This window comes from Sulfurimonas sp., assembly GCF_014859695.1.
In the GTDB taxonomy this organism is placed as follows: domain Bacteria; phylum Campylobacterota; class Campylobacteria; order Campylobacterales; family Sulfurimonadaceae; genus Sulfurimonas.
Genome location: NZ_JACUTS010000038.1, coordinates 1 through 17,681, shown reverse-complemented (window position 1 = coordinate 17,681; position 17,681 = coordinate 1). Strand labels below are relative to the sequence as shown.

Here is a 17,681-nt window from a genome sequence, read left to right as displayed (position 1 = left end):
ACAATTATCTTTAAATGATCTCAATAAATCATGATGCTCAACCATATTAACTCCTAAATTCTGTAATTCTTTAACGAATTTTATAAATTTAATCTCTTTTTAAACAAACTTGCTCTATTTAGAGATAAGAGTTGCATTATACATTTTAAAGGTTTAAAAAAATATAATAACAAGATGATTTTTCTACTGAAAATAAAATATGTGTAAAAAAGAAGCGAAATAATGCAAGGATTTATTCTAAATCTCAACAGAGTTAAAGATGAAGATTTAATAGTCACTATCTTATCAGCAGAGAGCTTAGATACTCTTTATAGGTTTTATGGAGCAAGGCATGGGGTTATCAATCTTGGCTTCAAAATAGACTATGAAAAAGAGAGCTCCTCCAAATCGACAATCTATAGACTTAAAGATGTCATACATATAGGATTTAAGTGGATAAATGATTATAAACTCTTACGAGTATGGCAAGATTTCTGCACACTCTTTTATAAACATCTCAAAGATGCCGATGAGCTTGATGAGTTCTATTTTGAACTTCTAGAAAATGCTTCTATAAACTGGAGCAGGCAAAATCCAAAAAGAGTAGCTATAGAGTCATACATAAGACTACTCGAACATGAAGGAAGGCTGCATAAAGAGCTGGAGTGTTTTATATGTGCCGCGCCGATAGTTGGAGATGAAATCTCTCTGATTCGTGCATTTTTACCTACTCATAAAAGCTGTACGCATACTTTTGGCATAAAAAAAGATGCACTCATTGAATTGTTCGAGAACAAATCAACGCTATTTTTAGACGATGCAGAGATAGAGAGACTCTGGTATATTTTACTTGAAGGATTGTAAGTTAAACAACCAGTTCAAAAACATTAAACTTCCCATCATGATAATACAGAAGTTCGAAACCATGCTTATCCACGATTCTTCTAACCAAGCTAAGTCCCAATCCATATCCTGACTGATTTCTTGAATTGTCCCCCTGAGTAAAGGCTTCACAATAGTATTCTAGTGGCTTGTCTAAAGCTTCACCTCTGCTCTTTACAGATATATTTGTATCCTTGACAAGCACATATACCGGTTTTTGGGTTCCGTATTTGAGCGCATTATCTATTAAGTTTTTCAGAGCGATTGAGAGGTAATTCAGGTCTCCTTTGATTTGAAAGCTTGACTCTATTGTAATATCCACAAGATTTTCATCTTCTATAAAAAGTTTAGAGAGTGCTTCTCCCACAAGAGTGTCTGAGCTAAATGTTTCAATCTTTAATTTATTTTGATTTGCATTAAGTTTTTCAAGACATAAAAGCTCGTTTATCATCTCATCAATTTGAAAAAGTGCCTTATTTAAAATTCTTTTATATTTATTATCCTCTATCATGTCTAGCGCTATCTTAGATTTAGAGATTGGAGTTTTCAGCTCATGCCCTATATCGCGAAGCAGTCTCTGTCTAGATGTTATAAGATCTTGAATATTTGACGCCATAGAGTTAAATGTCTTGGCAACCTCCCCTATCTCATCTTTACATCCGGTTTTAATCCTTAAACAGTACTCTCCCTCTCCAAACTTCCTAATAATCTTTGATATATCTTTTAGCGGATATACCATTTTTAAAATTATTAGACATAGCAGTATCAAGATAAAAATATCTGCCACAATCATATAGTTTAAGAACTCTTTTTTCTCAAAATTATTATCTTGGGAGAGATCAATGACCAATATGTCATCATCTAAATATTGCATATAAAGAAGATATCTGCTCTCTTTATCTTTTAATATTTTTACGCTTGAGAACTCCGTATTATACTCATGTAAAATATGTGACTTCTCAATGTAACTCTTCTCATCTTCAATAATTTCAAATTTTAGCTCTTTTAATCTTTCATCTAAACTTTTTTGGTCACTATTGGAGAGATATTTAAAAAGCTCTCCTGAGACATGTATGTACTTATCTCTTAGCAATGTTTCAATTGTGTCTTTGGTGAGTTTATTTATCTCAATTGAGACAAAAAACATTAAAGAGAAGGTGATTAGAAAAAATATAATAACTTTATAAAAAATTGACATCTATTATCCTATAAATTTATAGCCTATGCCCCATATAGACTTTATGTATTGAGGATCTTTTGAATCATCACCAAGCTTCTGTCTTATATTGCTTATATGCATATCTATTGTTCTGTCTTTAGAGTTGTACTCAATTCCGCTTATCGCATTTGATATAGACTCCCTAGATAAAACCTTGGTAATATTTAATAAAAAAAGATGCAAGATGTCATACTCAATCTTGGTTAGATCCAGCGTCAATCCCTCTATCTTTATCTCATGTTTATCTTCATCTATCTCAAAATTGCCTATAGTTTTGTTCTTGCTTGTTCCTCTTCTTAAAATTGCATTTATTCTAAGGACAAGTTCTCTAGGCTCATAAGGTTTTGCCAAATAATCATCAGCACCCAAGTCAAATCCCAATATTTTGTCGCCTATCTCGCCTCTTGCTGATGAGATAATAATAGGGATTGCCAATATTTGTCTGATTTTTTTACATACGTCAAAACCATCCATTTGAGGCAGCATTAAGTCAAGAACAACAAGAGAGTAGTTGTCACTCTTTTTTTCCAGATGAGCAAGCGCCTCTTTTGGCTGGGTAAAAGCCTCTACATGAAAATCATAATTCTCCAAATAGTCACAAATTAACGTTTGCATATCTAAATCATCTTCTATAAGCATGATATTGTGCATTACTTTACTTCCCAATCATCAAAATAATTTACAAAATCCATCTTCTGCTCTCTACTCAAAACAGCATGTATTTTCATAAGAAAGTTTTTTTCAATCTCTCTGGATTTAGCATCTAATTTGCTATCGAGACTCTCTATGTCATCGATATTAAGGTGCTCTTTCAAAAATATATCTTTTTTCTTCAGCTCTGTTTCATCTTTAAATTTTTTAAACTCTTTTAGCTGAGTTCTAAACTCATATAGAATCTCTTTTACTACAAAACTTTGTTCTTTTGATAAGTTAAGGTGAGATAGCTCTTTATTGATATGCTGGACTTTATGATCTGCCAATAGCAGAGTAGTGAAAAATAATATTAAAATAATTATGTACTTCAATTTTCAAATCCTAATTTAAATATAAACACACTATTTTAATATTTTTATTATTTGATATACCTTGTTTGATTGCAGTTTAGTTATAAAACTCTTTTAACTTTACGAATATGCTCAATAAACAAATCCTTCTCTTTATAGCCTGATAGACGATAATTTTTTAGCTCTTGTTTATCCATGTCAAAAAAGATAATACCGGGAGGTCCAAAGAGGGAGTATTTTTTAAGCATCGCAATATCAAAATCCGTATTTTCAGATACGTCTACTTTTATCCTCTCAAACTCTTCAACTTCTAGCGCAACATCTGCTCTGCTGAGGACGTCTGCATCAAGCTCTTCGCAGTTTTCACACCATTTTGCGCTAAAGTAGACCATAATCGGTTTGGATGCTTGTTGCAGGACACTGCTTAACTCTTTTGCGTTTATTGTTTTAAATGTCACCTCCGAGGCAGTTGAGAGCACCCTCTTTGATGATACGAAAGGTTCAAGCGGAGATTTAATGCTTTTAGCACCGCCGATTGCTCCGACAATAAGAACCACTCCGTAAATGAGGGCTAGCATAGAGAGCAGTTTTTTGAGCTGCTGCATTCTGCTTATATCTACACTCTTAATATTGTCAAACGGATTCATAAATATAGCCACAGCAACAAGTTGCACCCCCCATAGCAGAAGTATGGTTTGAGGCTCAAGTATTCTAGAGAGGAGCCAGATTGAGAACGCTATCATCGTAAAACCGAAAAACAGTTTTACCTCCTCCATCCAAACACCCGGTTTTGGCAAAAATTTACCTGCACCCGCACCGAGCATAAGAAGCGGCACTCCCATTCCAAAGCTCATAAAAAAGAGAGACAGACCGCCTAAGAGCTCATTTCCGCTCTGTCCTATATATATAAGAGCGCCCGCAAGCGGCGGTGCAACACATGGACCTACAATCAGTGCAGACAACACTCCTAAAACAACTATGCTGTAGTATGACTTATCTCTGCCAACAAGCGCTCTATTGTTAAGAAATGACTGTATTTTTTTGGGCATTTGAACTGTAAATGTACCAAACATCGCCAAACTCAGCAAGAAAAAGAGAGAACTAACCGTTACTATAATCCACGTCTGCTGAAAAAATGCCTGTATATTACTTCCAAGCGATGCTGCCAAAACACCTGCAAGAGCATAGACAACAGACATTGAAACAACGTAAGTAAGAGAGATAAGAAAGCCCTGCTTTATACTTATGCTCTCTTTTTTTGAGATAATCACTGCCGAGAGTATCGGTATTACTGGAAGCATACATGGAGTAAAGGCAAGAAGCAGTCCAAAGCCGAAGAATGTCGCCAATGTCAAGATAGCACCGCTGTTTTGCAGCATATTCGCAATAGCGTCCTGCTCGCTTATAATATCTTTTTGCTCTAAAGATGAGAGAGAATTTTTATCCATAGGAGCCTCTTCTTTAAAAAGCCGATACTCTTTTTGGAATGTTTTTAGTTCTGAACACTCTTCAGAGCAGATTTGATAGCTGAGTACAATCTTAAACTCTTTATCGCTATTTCCCTCAAGATTTGCTCTAATGTTTACATCATCAAAAAAAACATCCTGCTCTTTATACCTTGTAGAATCTGGATAAAATATGCTGCTTATTGCCACTTCATCGCCTGTAACGGCAATATTAAGGCTCTCCTCGAGTATATAGCTCTTATCTTCAAGCAAAATCGTTAAATCGAAACTATTTTTATTTTGAGTAATATTTATTGATGCGGAGTCACTGCTGCTACAAAAAGCAATAATAGGTAAAAATATTGCAGTTATAACAAAGTGTAAAATGTATTTCTTAAAAATTTACTATCCTTGTTAAACTCTCTATTTGTTCTTATTTATGTGAGGTTGCCGTTTCGATAGCTTGCATGATTTTTTTATAGTCCGGTTCATCACCGACATTTGGAACTATCTCTTGGTAAACAACTCTTCCATTTTTTCCGATAACAAAAACTGCTCTAACCAGTAGACCTTTGAGCTTACCGTCGGTTACTATTACGCCGTAATTCTCTCCAACCTCTCTGTAGGCAAAATCAGAAGCAATGGAGATGTTTTTAATACCCTGCCCTTTGCAAAAACGGTCATCCGCATAAGGAAGATCCATTGAAACAACTGTCATATCAACTCCATCAAATTGCTTTATCTCATCATCAAATCTTTTTGACTGAGCAGAGCATATGGGAGTGTCAATTGAGGGCACCGTAGCAATAACCTGAACCGCATCGCTTTTCCCGCCAATTGTTTTTATTGAAAAATTAGGTTCAGTAACACGAGCAACGGGTGCCTTAGCACCTACTATAGGAAAATTTCCTTTAACCTTAACTACCTCACCGTTATAGTTAATAGTAGCTTCAGCAGCCATAATAGAGAGTGTTGAAAACACCACAAAAGCAAATATTGCAACTATTTTTTTCATATATCTACGCCCCTTTGCATAAAAAAAGTATCGGATTATAACAAATTTTAAACACTTAGGCCATTAAACTATAATAAAATATTATGATTTTTTAAATTTTATATACAGCCGCCATCTCGGTTATTAGAAAATATGAAAGATTCTCTATCGGCATAGCATATCCTCTAAGAAGTAGTTTAAAGCTTTATCAAAAGTTTCTTTTGCTACTATTTTGACAATTTTATAATAAATGGATGTGCAAATGTTACTATCAGTTAAATCTCGAATTATTATCACAATTTTATTTTTCGCTACTCTTGCAATTGGTTCTATGTATGCTTATATCTCCTACACTTTTAATAATTTTTCCAATAAAACAGCAAAACAGTCCCTAGCTATGCTAAGTCAATCAATCTTTCAAACAGTTACGCAAAGTATGTTGGCAGGTGATGCCCAAGTTGTTCAAGATACACTAGATAAAGCAAGAAAAATTCAGGGCATTGAGTCACTGGATGTTTCAAAATCAGAACTAGTTTTAGAAATCTACAAAAAAGATGGCGAAGCCTTTACGACAAGCCCAATGATTAGAGATGTTTTTGCAAGCAAAGAATCTAAAACGATTGAACAAAACCAAAATAATAACCACACAATACAACTTCTCAACCCCATGATAGCCGATCAAAGCTGTATCTCATGTCACTACAATGCAAAAGAGGGAGACATTCTTGGTGTCATGAATCTTGTTGTCTCTTTAAATGCAAATGATAAAGAAATCAGTGATACAAAAATGGTCTTGCTCATTACACTTGTTATTGCTTTCACTGCTTTTGTTGTCATTATTAGCATTTTCTTCTCAAAAGAAGTGATTGCTCCCTTGGATGAACTTCGCTCACGAATAAGAGCACTCGTAGATGGCGATAAAGATTTAACAAAACGAATTGAGGTTGTACGTGAAAATGAGTTTGCACAATCTGCATATGCGGTAAATGATTTTGTAAGCTCTATACAAAACACAATCAATGATGTAAAATCTCTTGGAAGCAAAAATGTATCCATCGCAAACACAATTACCAAAGCATCATCTTTCATCTACAAAAGTATTGAAGAGGAGAGCATAATCGTCTCTGAGACTACGCATAAAAGCAAATCTATAAAAGAGATTCTTGACCAGTCTATTGAGATGGCAAAAGAGACACAGCAGAGAGTTTCCCATGCAAACGCAAATCTTGACTCATCAAAAGAGGCATTGGATGAATTGGTAAACGAGGTTGAGGCATTTATTGAGATAGAGCATGATTTATCAGACCGATTAATGCACCTAAAACAAGATGCAGATCAAGTAAAAAGTGTTCTCTCTGTTATAAAAGATATAGCAGAACAGACTAACCTTTTAGCTCTCAATGCTGCCATAGAAGCAGCGCGTGCAGGCGAACATGGACGCGGCTTTGCCGTAGTAGCGGATGAAGTGAGAAAACTGGCAGAACGTACCCAAAAATCACTTACGGAGATAGAGATAAGCGTTAGCACTATCGTTCAATCTATAAACGACGTAAGCGACAAAATGAACGAAAATGCAAAAGGTATGCAGAGACTTACTAACATTTCAAAAGATGTTGAGCAAAAAGTTAATGATACATCATTGGAGATGCAACACTCCATAGAAGTTGCCGTTAAATCAGTTGAGGATTCACAAACAATTGTAAAACATACGGATGAGATAATAAGTCAAATTGCCCAAATAAACGCTCACTCATCTTCAAACAAAGAAAAGGTCATAAGCATTGAAAACGATTCCAAGAATCTGCTTGAAGTGGCTCATTCACTAGATTCTCGTATTAACGAATTTAAAAGCTAATTTGCAAGGCAATAGACTTCTTGCAAAACTGCAAGAACTTTATTAAGCTTTTTTAGCCACCAAAGATGCAACTTTAATCTTCTCGCCTCTTAGATTTATATCTACTCTCTCTTCATAATAGATAACATCGAGCCCTATAAAAGAGTGCAGAAGCTCATTTTTGCGCAGAAGATAGTCTAGGTTTGTTGTCGGAAGATTAAAATCTCCATGCGCAACTATAAAGGTCTCAAAAACTAAAACTCCACCGCTCTTAAGTGCCTCTTTCATCTGAGAAGCCAAGCGGCGGTTTAAGTAGTTTACATTAACGATTAAATCATATCTATTTGGAGTTAGATTGTATTTATCCAAATCCGTATCTATCTTTTTGATAGTAGAACTTTTTTTTACTTTCTCAAGCGCATAATCCGAAATATCCACCGCATCAACCAAAAAGCCCAAATCGGCTAAAAAGTGCGTATTTCTACCCGTACCGCATGCAACATCTATAGCCTGTCCGACCTTTGCATGTCCTATATATTTCTCTAGCAGTGGAGAAACACTCTGCGGCATTGGATTTTCCAAATATCTCTCATTCCATCTCTGTTTATCTTCTTGCATATAATTCCCCTTAAGATAATCTATTTTTATAGTCTTGATATCCAAACTCTTTAATTAACTCTAGAGTTTTATCTTCTCTTAGTATAACCAATGAAGGTAACTTAATGCCGTTAAAAGTAGTGTTTTTTACAAATGTGTAGTGAATCTGGTCTTCAAATATCACTCTGTCGCCTACTTGAAGCGGCTCATCAAAAGAGTAATCCCCCATAATGTCTCCTGCTAAACAGGTATTTCCTCCGAAACGGTAAGTGTAAGGCTTCTCTCCGGCTTCACCGCTGCCGCGAACCATTGCACGATACGGCATCGCAAGAGTGTCCGGCATATGAGCCTCTGCAGATGTGTCCAAAATAGCTATATCCATACCGTTATGAACAATGTCCAAAACAGTGCTAACAAGCACTCCTGTTTGCCATCCGACCGCTTCGCCCGGCTCCAGATAGACGTCGACACCGTATTTCGCCCTAAACTCTCTTATGATGCGAATCAGCTTATCTACATCATATCCCTCTTTGGTTATATGATGACCGCCGCCGAAGTTAATATACTTCAGCCCTTTAAAGTACTTTGAAAATTTTGCTTCAAAAGCCTCTAAAACATCCGCTAGTGCATCAACATCCTGCTCACACAGAGCATGAAAATTGAGTCCCTCAATATATTCCAAAACTCTCTCGTCAAAATTTACAAGCGTCGTACCTAGTCGGCTGTAGAGTCCACATGGGTTGTAAATATCTTTTGGAGAGGAGGAGTGCTCAGGATTTATTCGCAAAGAGAGGCTAATCTCTGAGTCTATCTCTTTGACTCTATCGTAATATTTAAAGAGCTGATTTGGCGAGTTAAAGACAATGTGGTCGGATATACGCGCAATATCTTCGATATCCTTATCTTTATATGCAGGCGAGTATGTATGGACTTCAAGAGTTTCATCATGCTTTGCAAACTCTTCTCTGGCTAAAAGCGCTTCGTGTAGACCGCTTGCAGTGCACCCTTTGAGATACTGTTTTACCAGAGGAAATGTGCTCCACATAGCAAAGCCTTTAAGCGCTAAAATAACCTTCGCTCCGCTCTCTCTTTGAACACGGTTTAAAACTTCAAGATTTGCGCGAAGCAAAGACTCGTCGCACATGTAATAAGGGGTATTTAACTCATCTGAATTTTGCATAATATTTTCCACGCTTTTTACTATTTTTTTCTCATTCTATTTATTAGAATTTGGTTATATTTCTCTTTAACTCTTGATGCTATATGCTCAAAATCATCTGCATCGAGCCCCATCTCTTCAACTATCACACAAGCCTCTTTTATTGACTCTTTTGTCAAAATATTTCTTGGGTTTACGGCAGTTCTGATAACATCGAGTGAATCTATATATGATTTTACTTTAGGATTTGCGGCTGTCTCAAAATCCAGCCCTTTTAGTATCTCAACATAGAGAGGCTCAAGCATCCAGTGCTCAAAAAGAAGTGCGCTAAGGTAGTAAGTCGTAGTTCCAAGCACACTATACTCATACTCTATGACACTTTTTGCATTTTTGTAGCCTATTTCAAACTTCTTTGCATAGTGGCTTTTTAAGACCTCGTTTGCCAAGACCAGTTTTCCCGTCTCCATAATAAGAGCCAAAGGGGACATAAACTGAGCATGTCTAAGATCAACTCTGGAGTACCACTGCATCATAAGAGTGCTTTGAAGCTGGCAAACATCATTAAATCTTTTATTGTCAACACCATAAATATCAGTATCAGTTTTTAACTCTTTGTCGAGTGCATATTTCAAAACCAAACCGTAAATCTCATCTGTTCCAAAAAGAGTCACAGCCTGAGAGATGGAAGCAATCTTTCTTGAAAAACCGTATATCGGTGCATTTATCATCTTTAAAATGTTTGCGGCAAGCGCAGCATCATCCTCTATAACCCTAACAAGTCTTATAATATCGATATTTTGCGAGCCGCAGCTGTATATCTGCTGTATCACAAACGGCGTGTTTGAGAGCGGCGGTAACGACTCTATATCTGATATTATATGCTTAAAGGTCATTATTTACGCTTCTAGCTCTTTTATCTGCCAAGGCAGACCTTGCGTGTTCATCTCTTGCATAAACGGATCTGGATCCATCTGTTCCATGTTAAATACTCCGACTCCGCTCCAGATACCTTGAAGCATAAGTTTTGCTCCTATCATGGCAGGAACACCGGTTGTGTAGGATACCCCTTGAGAGTTTGTCTCACGAAAGCACTCTTCATGCTCTTTTACCTGATAGATATATATCTTTCTCTTTTTACCGTCTTTAATACCCTCAGCAACGATACCAATGTTCGTTTTGCCTTTTGTGCGAGAGCCCAAAGATGCAGGGTCGGGAAGCAGAGTTTTTAAGAACTCAATCGGAGTTATCATCATGCCTTTATGCTCAACCGGCTCAATACCCAGCATACCTACATTTTGAAGCACTTCCATATGTTTTATATAGCTCTGTCCGAATGTCATAAAAAATCTTATTCTCTTCAAGCCTTTAATATGCTTTACAAGCGACTCCATCTCTTCGTGGTAAAGCAGGTAGCTCTCTTTTGGTCCTACTTCAGGATAATTCCAAACCTGCATAATTTCTAAAGGCTTCGTCTCAATCCACTTTCCGTTCTCCCAATAACGCCCGTTTGCACTGACTTCTCTTAGGTTGATTTCAGGGTTAAAATTTGTTGCAAATGCGTAACCGTGATTACCTGCATTACAATCAAGTATATCTATAGTGTGAATCTCATCAAAATAGTGTTTTTGAGCGTATGCACAAAATACGTTCGTTGCCCCTGGGTCAAAACCGCTTCCTAAAAGCCCCATTATGCCGGCTTCTTTAAACTTTGCATCTCTTTCCCACTGGAGCTTGTACTCAAACTTCGCTTCATCTGGATGTTCATAGTTTGCAGTATCAAGGTATGGTGTTTTTGTAGCAATACAAGCATCCATAATAGCCAAATCTTGGTATGGCAGAGCCACGTTTATCACAATACTCGGCTTGCATGAGTTTATAAGTTTTATAACTTCTTCCGCAGAGTCTGCATCAACCGTTGCAACCTCAATATCTGCATTTGGTAGTTCATCTTTTATATCTTGACATCTCTTTAATGTTCTACTAGCTAGTACGATTTTCCCAAAAACATCCGCATTTTGTACACATTTATATACAACTACACGGCTAACTCCACCTGCACCAATTATTAATGTTGTTTTCAAATCCTCATCCTTTTCAATTTTATAACCCTCTCTCTAAGCTGATCTGCTTTAATATCCTCTGCAATCGCCTCTCCGAAGCGAACCGTAATTTCCCGCTTTTTTAAAAAACACCTTTTTGCATCACCTTTGTGCCTTGCAAAAAGACTTCCGAAAACTCCATCTATATGAAACGGCACGATAACCGCATCACCTCTATCTATGTATTGATAGCCTCTATAAAATTTTGCAATATTAGCACTTTTAGATATTTCACCCTCTGGAAATATTGCTATTATTCTACCATTTTTTAATCTCTTTGAGGTTTCAATAAAAGAATCTTTTGACGCTTTTTTTGAAACAGGAATAAGCTCAGCCATCCTAAAAGCCCAGTTAAAGAGCCTCCATTTATAAATGTCTTTATCTATGACATAGTTGATTCTTCTCTTTACAGGCAACTGAAGGATGAACCAATCTATCCAGCTTACATGGTTGCCCAAAAGCATAACGGCTCTCTCTTTTGGGATATTTTCCAGCCCGATATAGTGAAATCTATACCTGATTTTAAAAAAAATCTCAAAGAGTTTCCAAGCAGCCATGATAAAGTAGTTTTTAAAAAGTGCCTTTTTCACGAGTGACTAATCGTCCTTTTGCACCAGAACAGTGCTCCAACCCTCGTAATAGCCATGCTCCGTTTTAATAAGCCCGTAGAGTTCCTCTACAACTTTTTTAACCTCTTCTTCACTCACTGCATGTTGTTTTACCAGCGCCACTCCGTGCTCAAACTCTTCGCTGCTTACGTCATCTTTAAACTCAAATCCGTATGCCAAAGCATTGTTGATGAATCTCTCTTTTTGAGTAGCCGTATCAAACGACACATAGTGCTCTACATCCCTTGATATTGAGAGTTCATCGCCCTCTTCTTGGAGCAAAAATATAATCTTGTGGCTCTGTATATCATGAAATTCAAGTTCACTAGGAAAAAGATTTTTATCGTAAAAATCCCATTTTGCATCTTTAACTACATTGCTCTCATATTTATATCCGCTCTCTTTTAGCATTGCAGCAGAAACCGCTTCAAGATTTTTTGAATCTTTTGCATAAAAGTAGAACTCATGCCAACCATCACAAACCCTAGCCCCGACATATTTTGCCATATTTTTATGCTCTAAAGAGATAATTATTGACTCTTTGAGCTCCAAAAACTGCTCAAAACCCAAACTATTTTCTTGAATATTGTTTGGTTTTACAAACAAACTATACAACCAAGGATAATTATCTCTATAATCCTCTATATCGACTTCTACTTCTATATTGACCAACACAGAATCTTCCACTCTGCTAAATATCTCTCTCATCTGCCATCTTCTAGTAAATTTTTATTTATTATAACAAACATATCCGAAAAAAATTGACTTAGTTCATCAATAATGATTATCATTTTAATGTTCATTTAAGAAAAATTAAACTACAATTCTAAATATTGATAAACGATAATGCTTATCAAATTCAACTAAGAGGAAAGAAGATGAAAGTTTTAAAGAACAAATTAGGGTTAAGCGTAGTTACGGCAATTATGCTCTCAGGAGGCTTACAAGCAGATACTGCTTCGGATATAGCGGAGCTTAAAAAAGAGATAGCAGAGCTTAAAGAGCAGACCAAAACCTTAACGGATGAGACAAGCAATCTTCAAATGGGTTTTGGCTACACAACGGTTGACAATGAAGCTTCTCATAGCGGACTCGGTGCAGCGGCATCAAAAGTTTACTACTCAAAATCGCCTTTAAGTATCGGCGGTTACGGCGAGATGTACTACTCACACACAAACAAAGAGAGCGGCTCCAACAGCTCTAAGGTTGACGTATACAGATTTGTTCCATACATCGGCTATAAATTCAGTGACAATATTCTTTTAAATGTTGAACTTGAATTTGAACACGGCGGAGTAGCGAATGACGGCGGCACTGCAAAGGGCGGAGAGGTTATAGTTGAGTTTATCTATCTTGACTTTCTAATCAACGAAAATGCAAATATAAGAGTCGGTAACATGTTAATGCCGATGGGACTTATCAATGAAAGACATGAGCCGACGCTTTTTACGACTGTTCAAAGACCAAACACGGCACAACGGATAATTCCGACTACTTGGCATGAGAGCGGCGTAATGGTTTATGGAGATGTTTTTGAAGGGCTGGAGTATAAAGTTGCGGGAGTTACCGCACTAAATCCGACAATAGACAGCGATGAAAGCTGGTTAAGAAGTGCGCGTGGCGGCTCGTTTACGAACAATGACCCAAAACTAGGTTTTGTAGCAAGGCTGGACTATACAGACATTAACGGTCTTTTGGCTGGTGCTTCGGCTTATATGGACTCAAATATAAATATGTTCGATATTCATGCAGATTACAAGATAAAAGGATTTAGAGCATACGGCACATACGCAGAAGCAAAACGCTCAGACGCATTTGAGTTAGCAGGCGTACTCTCTCAAGTAAAAGCAAAAGGAGGCTACTTAAACCTTAGCTATGATCTTTTAACTATGAGTTCATCAAGCGACAAGTTGCCTCTGTTCGTTCAATATGAGAGTGTTAATCCTGCTCATAGGCTAACAGATGGAAGCTCACTTGATTCTATCGACACAACGACATTTGGTATAAACTATTTTCCGCATGAGCAGGTTGTTCTAAAAGCTGACTATGCAATGCAGAGCCAAGGCGGAGTTGATTCTGACACCTTCAGCCTCTCTATGGGATTTATTTTTTAACTTATGTTACATACTGAAACGAACTCGTCCGTTTTAGTGGCAGGGACATCTGTCCCTACAACCCCCTTGTCATGGAGTATGCCGTTGGTTAGCATACCTAGAAGCTACGAAAAACTTGTTTTTCGAGAATTTCAAGATGCTTAGCACTCTTATTGACAAAGTTCATTGACAAAAAAAATTTTATTTTATACAATCCGACAAAACAGGAGCACCTATTTATGAAACAACTTTTACTTTACCTACTTATATTTTTCTCACTTCCGCTAAGTGCCAAAATGCTTATCTCTCCGGTTGATGCCATGCAACAAAACTATGGAGCCAAAAGCAAAATAAGCGAAGAGAACATTTTACTAACAGGTGCCCAGGCAAAAAAGATTCAAGAAGCATCACAGGTAAAACTTGGCACTAAAATTTTTAAAGTTTTTAAAGCCGTACAAGATGATAAAACTCTTGGATACGGAATTTTAATCAACAGAAAAATTCGCTCTAAAAACGGAGTCGTTCTTTACCTGATCTCGACTGAGTCTGTTTTAAAAGGCATAGAGGTTATAGCTTTTAACGAGCCCATGGAGTATGTGCCTTCAAAAAAGTGGATGTCTCAATTTGAAAATGTTGATACCGAAACACCGCTCTCTCTCTCAAAAGACATTCCGACCATTACGGGTGCGACACTTAGCGCGAAAAGCTTTGTAGAGAGCTCAAGAGTCGCTTTTGCTCTCTACAATGAGATCTTAAAAGGCAAATAGTGAAATTTACCGTTATAAAAAACATCCAAAAAGATAGCGCAATGAGTCTTATCTTAAGGGGCTTTCTTCTTTTTATACTTCTGTATCTTATCTCTGATGTTTTTGTTATGAAGTCAAACTTTGGCATCTCGCCAGAAGCTGTAAATCGGGCGCTTTTTGGGAATGAAGAGACCTACCTTGACCCAATGAATGAAGCATCATTTTTGGAGTTTTGGCATACGCAGATTTTTTTTATTATGATGATTCTGCTTACCCTTAGCTCCATTTTTATCAGAGTTGCAAAAAAAAGCAGAGCCATCCTTACAAACACCCTTATGATAAGCGCCATCTTATCGCTCATTTCACTCCCTTTGGCTTTTTATCTCTCAAGCTTTTTTGTCAATATATATCTTATAGCCTATTTTATCTGGCATTTTGCGGCTCTATATATGATTGTTTACTCATTTTGGAAGTTAAATGCAAAAAGCGTATAAGCTCTCAATCCTCTACTACTTGGCATTTTCGCTGCTTCTAGTAGCAAGTGCCGTTATGCTTTTTGAGCACAAAATTGGCTTTAGTTACAGCGCTGTTTTGGAGTACTACGCAGGGAATGAAGAGAAGTTTATCTCTGCTCAGAGTGCAGGAGGAATTTTAAAGATAGTGCTTCCCCACATCTTTGTATTTGGGCTTTTTACGATGGTTCTTTTGCACTTTTTGGTATTTACCAAGCTAAGAGGTAGAAAAAGTCTGCTTACGCTTATCTACATAACTTTTGGGGTGGCTCTGCTTGAGATATTCTCTGCGTTTTTCATCATTAACGGATTGGAGTTTTTTGCATATATAAAACTTTTTTCGTTTTTTGCTCTTTTGGCGCTTATCTTATATATCTCATGGCTGCTTTTTGAGAGCATCTCTTATGAGTAAATTTTTTGTAAACTCAGAGATGTTTTTACTAACAACCAGCTTTTCATCACTCTGCAAAACTATATAACCCACTTCCAAACTATCTAAAAATCGGTACGCTTTTTTTAGGGGCATAACGCTCGCTGCAGTTGCATAGGCATCCAAATCACCGCTCAGAAGGTGGCTAACAAGCGTTATAGAAACAAATAGGTTCTGCGGCTTTTTAGCTTTTGGATCAATTAGATGGTTGTTTTTGGTTGAGACGACATATCTGTTATAGTTTCCACTCGTTGTTATGCCCATGTCATCTTCCATAGTTTCAAATGACAACAAAACATCATCCTCTTTGAGTGGATCTTGCACCTCAATTCTGCATGAAGAGAAGCATCTTATATCTCCGCTTGCAGCAATTACGGCACTCTTTACATTTTTGTTTCTAAAATACTCCGCGGCCTTATCCACACCAAAACCCTTGCCCATTCCGCCCAAATCTACTTTTGCACCCTCTTCTAAAAAAGCCTCTTTCTCATTAAACCTAAGAGCGCTAAAGTCTACGTTTGCACCTGCTAACTCATCTAAAGATGCAATGCGCTCATTTTCTCCGAATCTATATAAATCTTTTGTTATTGAGCCAATAGTAATGTCAAAATAGCCATCTGTTTGTAGATAATACTTTTTACTCAAAAGAAGCGCTTCATGACTCAAACTGTCGAGTTTTACATGTCGGTTTTTGTTGAGTTGGTATATTTTTGCATCTGGGTTGTAAGATGAGAGCGACATCTCCACCTCTTTGATGATCTCAAACCCGTCTGTTATAGAATCAGCATCTCTTTCATCCGTGGTGATAGTGACAAATGTGGACATAATGACTTGAGTTCTAGAGACTGTTTTAGCATCTAAAAAGGAGATGAGAAGTAAAAAGAGAGAGAGTAGTTTCAAGGAAGTCATAGATATCTTGCTAAATATCTATAACCTCGTTTATCTCTAACCCAAAACCGCCAAGTCCTACAAATTCGGTCGCCTTCATGGAGCTAAGAAGATTCATCTTTGAGATACCGAACGATTTTAGTATCTGTGCGCCTATTCCAAACTCTTTCATGGCAGCGTTGTCATGGTGTGTGGGTTTATTTATGAAGATCAAAACACCGCTGTTTTGTTTTAGATACTCAATAGAAGAGACAAGGTTGCTATATTTTTTCTGATTTAACAAAAGCTCAATATCGGGCATAACATTGTGAACCCTTACGTTTGCAACTGATGCTACATTATGAAACACTATCGCCGTATGTTCTATCTTGTCATGGTCTACAAAAGTGTACTTCTTCACTTTTGTATCAAAAAACTCTATATCCTCTACATCAAGCTCATTTATAAGCCTCTCATTTGCAAAACGGTACTCAACAATGTCGGAGATAAAAACGGTTTTTAGATTGTGCTTTTCGCCGAATGTGTCCAAATCGTCGCGTCTAGCCATCGTTCCGTCTTCTTTGATTATTTCACAAATAACCGCCGATTCGCTAAGTCCTGCCAGACGGCATAGATCAACAGAGCCTTCTGTATGCCCCGTTCTAACAAGCGTCCCACCGTCTTTTGCTATCAGAGGAAATATATGACCCGGCTTTACAAGCTCATCCGCATGGCTAATTGGGTTTGCCAAAATTTTGATGGTATCATCCCTCTCGCCTGCCGAGATTCCCGTAAGCGCATTTTTCGCATCGACTGAGACTGTAAATGCCGTCTCGTACGAAGATGTGTTTGAGCTTACCATCGGGTTGAGTTCAAGTCTTGTAGCAATCTTTTTGCTGATTGCAACACAGACTAGTCCTCTTGCATGTGTTACCATAAAGTTTACATGATCAGGCGTAGAAAAAGCGGATGCATAGACCAAATCGCCCTCGTTCTCTCTATCTTCATCATCAATCATGATGACCATGTGACCCTTTTTAATCTCGTCAATCGCTTCTAGTACTCTTTGTGTCGGTGTCATTTATACTCTTTGTTTTTAATGTCGTTATTGTATTGAAAAGTTGATTAATTTTAGTTCAAACCATTTTTATAAATTTGGCTCCACGGCTGATTCATACAAAGGAATAAAAAATGCTTTATAGGGAGCATGAAA

The 17,681-nt window shown here is 37.2% G+C and carries 19 protein-coding genes; 6 read left to right on the top strand and 13 right to left on the bottom strand.

The annotated features are described in order from the left end of the window. Window positions 1-222 precede the first annotated feature (222 nt). Window positions 223-843 carry a recombination protein RecO gene (gene recO / locus IBX42_RS07745; protein WP_294931255.1) on the top strand — a complete coding sequence of 207 codons (621 nt, stop codon included), beginning with the start codon at window positions 223-225 and terminating at the stop codon, window positions 841-843. Between the two features lies 1 nt (window position 844). On the opposite strand, the gene IBX42_RS07740 is transcribed toward recO, so the two are convergent. The 5 genes from IBX42_RS07740 to tpx all read right to left on the bottom strand — a co-directional run bounded on the left by IBX42_RS07740 (window position 845) and on the right by tpx (window position 5,544). Next, on the bottom strand, window positions 845-2,059 hold the full coding sequence (locus IBX42_RS07740; protein ID WP_294931252.1) for an ArsS family sensor histidine kinase: 1,215 nt from the start codon (window positions 2,057-2,059) through the stop codon (window positions 845-847). A gap of 3 nt (window positions 2,060-2,062) precedes the next feature. Next, window positions 2,063-2,731, bottom strand: coding sequence for a response regulator transcription factor (locus IBX42_RS07735; protein WP_294931250.1), 669 nt, complete (start codon window positions 2,729-2,731; stop codon window positions 2,063-2,065). After that, window positions 2,731-3,105 (bottom strand): hypothetical protein, encoded by a 375-nt coding sequence (locus IBX42_RS07730; RefSeq protein WP_294931247.1) that lies wholly within the window; start codon window positions 3,103-3,105, stop codon window positions 2,731-2,733. Before IBX42_RS07730 ends, IBX42_RS07735 begins: the two co-directional genes overlap by 1 nt. 80 nt (window positions 3,106-3,185) lie before the next feature. Further along, window positions 3,186-4,877 (bottom strand): protein-disulfide reductase DsbD, encoded by a 1,692-nt coding sequence (gene dsbD / locus IBX42_RS07725; RefSeq protein ID WP_294931258.1) that lies wholly within the window; start codon window positions 4,875-4,877, stop codon window positions 3,186-3,188. An 85-nt stretch (window positions 4,878-4,962) separates the two neighbouring features. Continuing rightward, window positions 4,963-5,544 carry a thiol peroxidase gene (tpx, locus tag IBX42_RS07720; protein ID WP_294931244.1) on the bottom strand — a complete coding sequence of 194 codons (582 nt, stop codon included), beginning with the start codon at window positions 5,542-5,544 and terminating at the stop codon, window positions 4,963-4,965. Window positions 5,545-5,785: 241 nt separating this feature from the next. Here tpx and IBX42_RS07715 point away from each other — a divergent pair, with 241 nt between their 5' ends. Next, on the top strand, window positions 5,786-7,378 hold the full coding sequence (locus IBX42_RS07715) for a methyl-accepting chemotaxis protein (protein WP_294931241.1): 1,593 nt from the start codon (window positions 5,786-5,788) through the stop codon (window positions 7,376-7,378). 42 nt (window positions 7,379-7,420) lie between these two features. Here the strand turns inward: IBX42_RS07715 and IBX42_RS07710 are convergent, their stop codons facing one another. Genes IBX42_RS07710 through IBX42_RS07685 form a run of 6 tightly spaced genes read right to left on the bottom strand, consistent with a single transcriptional unit; the run spans window position 7,421 to window position 12,528 of the window. After that, complete coding sequence (locus IBX42_RS07710) at window positions 7,421-7,975, bottom strand: methyltransferase domain-containing protein (protein WP_294931238.1); 555 nt, start codon at window positions 7,973-7,975, stop codon at window positions 7,421-7,423. Window positions 7,976-7,985: 10 nt separating this feature from the next. Further along, window positions 7,986-9,134 (bottom strand): carboxynorspermidine decarboxylase, encoded by a 1,149-nt coding sequence (gene nspC / locus IBX42_RS07705; RefSeq protein WP_294931235.1) that lies wholly within the window; start codon window positions 9,132-9,134, stop codon window positions 7,986-7,988. Window positions 9,135-9,154: 20 nt separating this feature from the next. Continuing rightward, a complete protein-coding gene (locus tag IBX42_RS07700) occupies window positions 9,155-10,006 on the bottom strand; it encodes an HDOD domain-containing protein (RefSeq protein WP_294931233.1) in 852 nt (283 codons plus the stop codon). Window positions 10,007-10,009: 3 nt separating this feature from the next. Then, window positions 10,010-11,194, bottom strand: coding sequence for a saccharopine dehydrogenase family protein (locus IBX42_RS07695; protein WP_294931230.1), 1,185 nt, complete (start codon window positions 11,192-11,194; stop codon window positions 10,010-10,012). Continuing rightward, window positions 11,191-11,802 (bottom strand): 1-acyl-sn-glycerol-3-phosphate acyltransferase, encoded by a 612-nt coding sequence (locus IBX42_RS07690; RefSeq protein WP_294931227.1) that lies wholly within the window; start codon window positions 11,800-11,802, stop codon window positions 11,191-11,193. The genes IBX42_RS07695 and IBX42_RS07690 overlap by 4 nt, the downstream gene beginning before the upstream one ends. A 6-nt stretch (window positions 11,803-11,808) precedes the next feature. Then, complete coding sequence (locus IBX42_RS07685) at window positions 11,809-12,528, bottom strand: DUF695 domain-containing protein (RefSeq protein ID WP_294931224.1); 720 nt, start codon at window positions 12,526-12,528, stop codon at window positions 11,809-11,811. Between the two features lie 170 nt (window positions 12,529-12,698). On the opposite strand from IBX42_RS07685, the gene IBX42_RS07680 reads away from it, so the two are divergent. From IBX42_RS07680 to IBX42_RS07665, 4 genes are all read left to right on the top strand, one after another. Beyond that, on the top strand, window positions 12,699-13,934 hold the full coding sequence (locus IBX42_RS07680; protein ID WP_294931221.1) for a porin: 1,236 nt from the start codon (window positions 12,699-12,701) through the stop codon (window positions 13,932-13,934). 218 nt (window positions 13,935-14,152) lie between these two features. Beyond that, complete coding sequence (locus tag IBX42_RS07675; protein ID WP_294931218.1) at window positions 14,153-14,680, top strand: FMN-binding protein; 528 nt, start codon at window positions 14,153-14,155, stop codon at window positions 14,678-14,680. Then, window positions 14,680-15,153 carry a hypothetical protein gene (locus tag IBX42_RS07670; RefSeq protein WP_294931215.1) on the top strand — a complete coding sequence of 158 codons (474 nt, stop codon included), beginning with the start codon at window positions 14,680-14,682 and terminating at the stop codon, window positions 15,151-15,153. The genes IBX42_RS07675 and IBX42_RS07670 overlap by 1 nt, the downstream gene beginning before the upstream one ends. Continuing rightward, window positions 15,137-15,583 (top strand): hypothetical protein, encoded by a 447-nt coding sequence (locus IBX42_RS07665; RefSeq protein ID WP_294931212.1) that lies wholly within the window; start codon window positions 15,137-15,139, stop codon window positions 15,581-15,583. Before IBX42_RS07670 ends, IBX42_RS07665 begins: the two co-directional genes overlap by 17 nt. On the opposite strand, the gene IBX42_RS07660 is transcribed toward IBX42_RS07665, so the two are convergent. Next, window positions 15,548-16,510, bottom strand: a complete 963-nt coding sequence (locus tag IBX42_RS07660; RefSeq protein ID WP_294931209.1) for an FAD:protein FMN transferase — start codon at window positions 16,508-16,510, stop codon at window positions 15,548-15,550. The two genes, IBX42_RS07665 and IBX42_RS07660, sit on opposite strands and share 36 nt — an antisense overlap. Before the next feature lie 10 nt (window positions 16,511-16,520). Next, window positions 16,521-17,549 carry a bifunctional 3,4-dihydroxy-2-butanone 4-phosphate synthase/GTP cyclohydrolase II gene (locus tag IBX42_RS07655; RefSeq protein WP_294931204.1) on the bottom strand — a complete coding sequence of 343 codons (1,029 nt, stop codon included), beginning with the start codon at window positions 17,547-17,549 and terminating at the stop codon, window positions 16,521-16,523. Window positions 17,550-17,681: the final 132 nt, after the last annotated feature.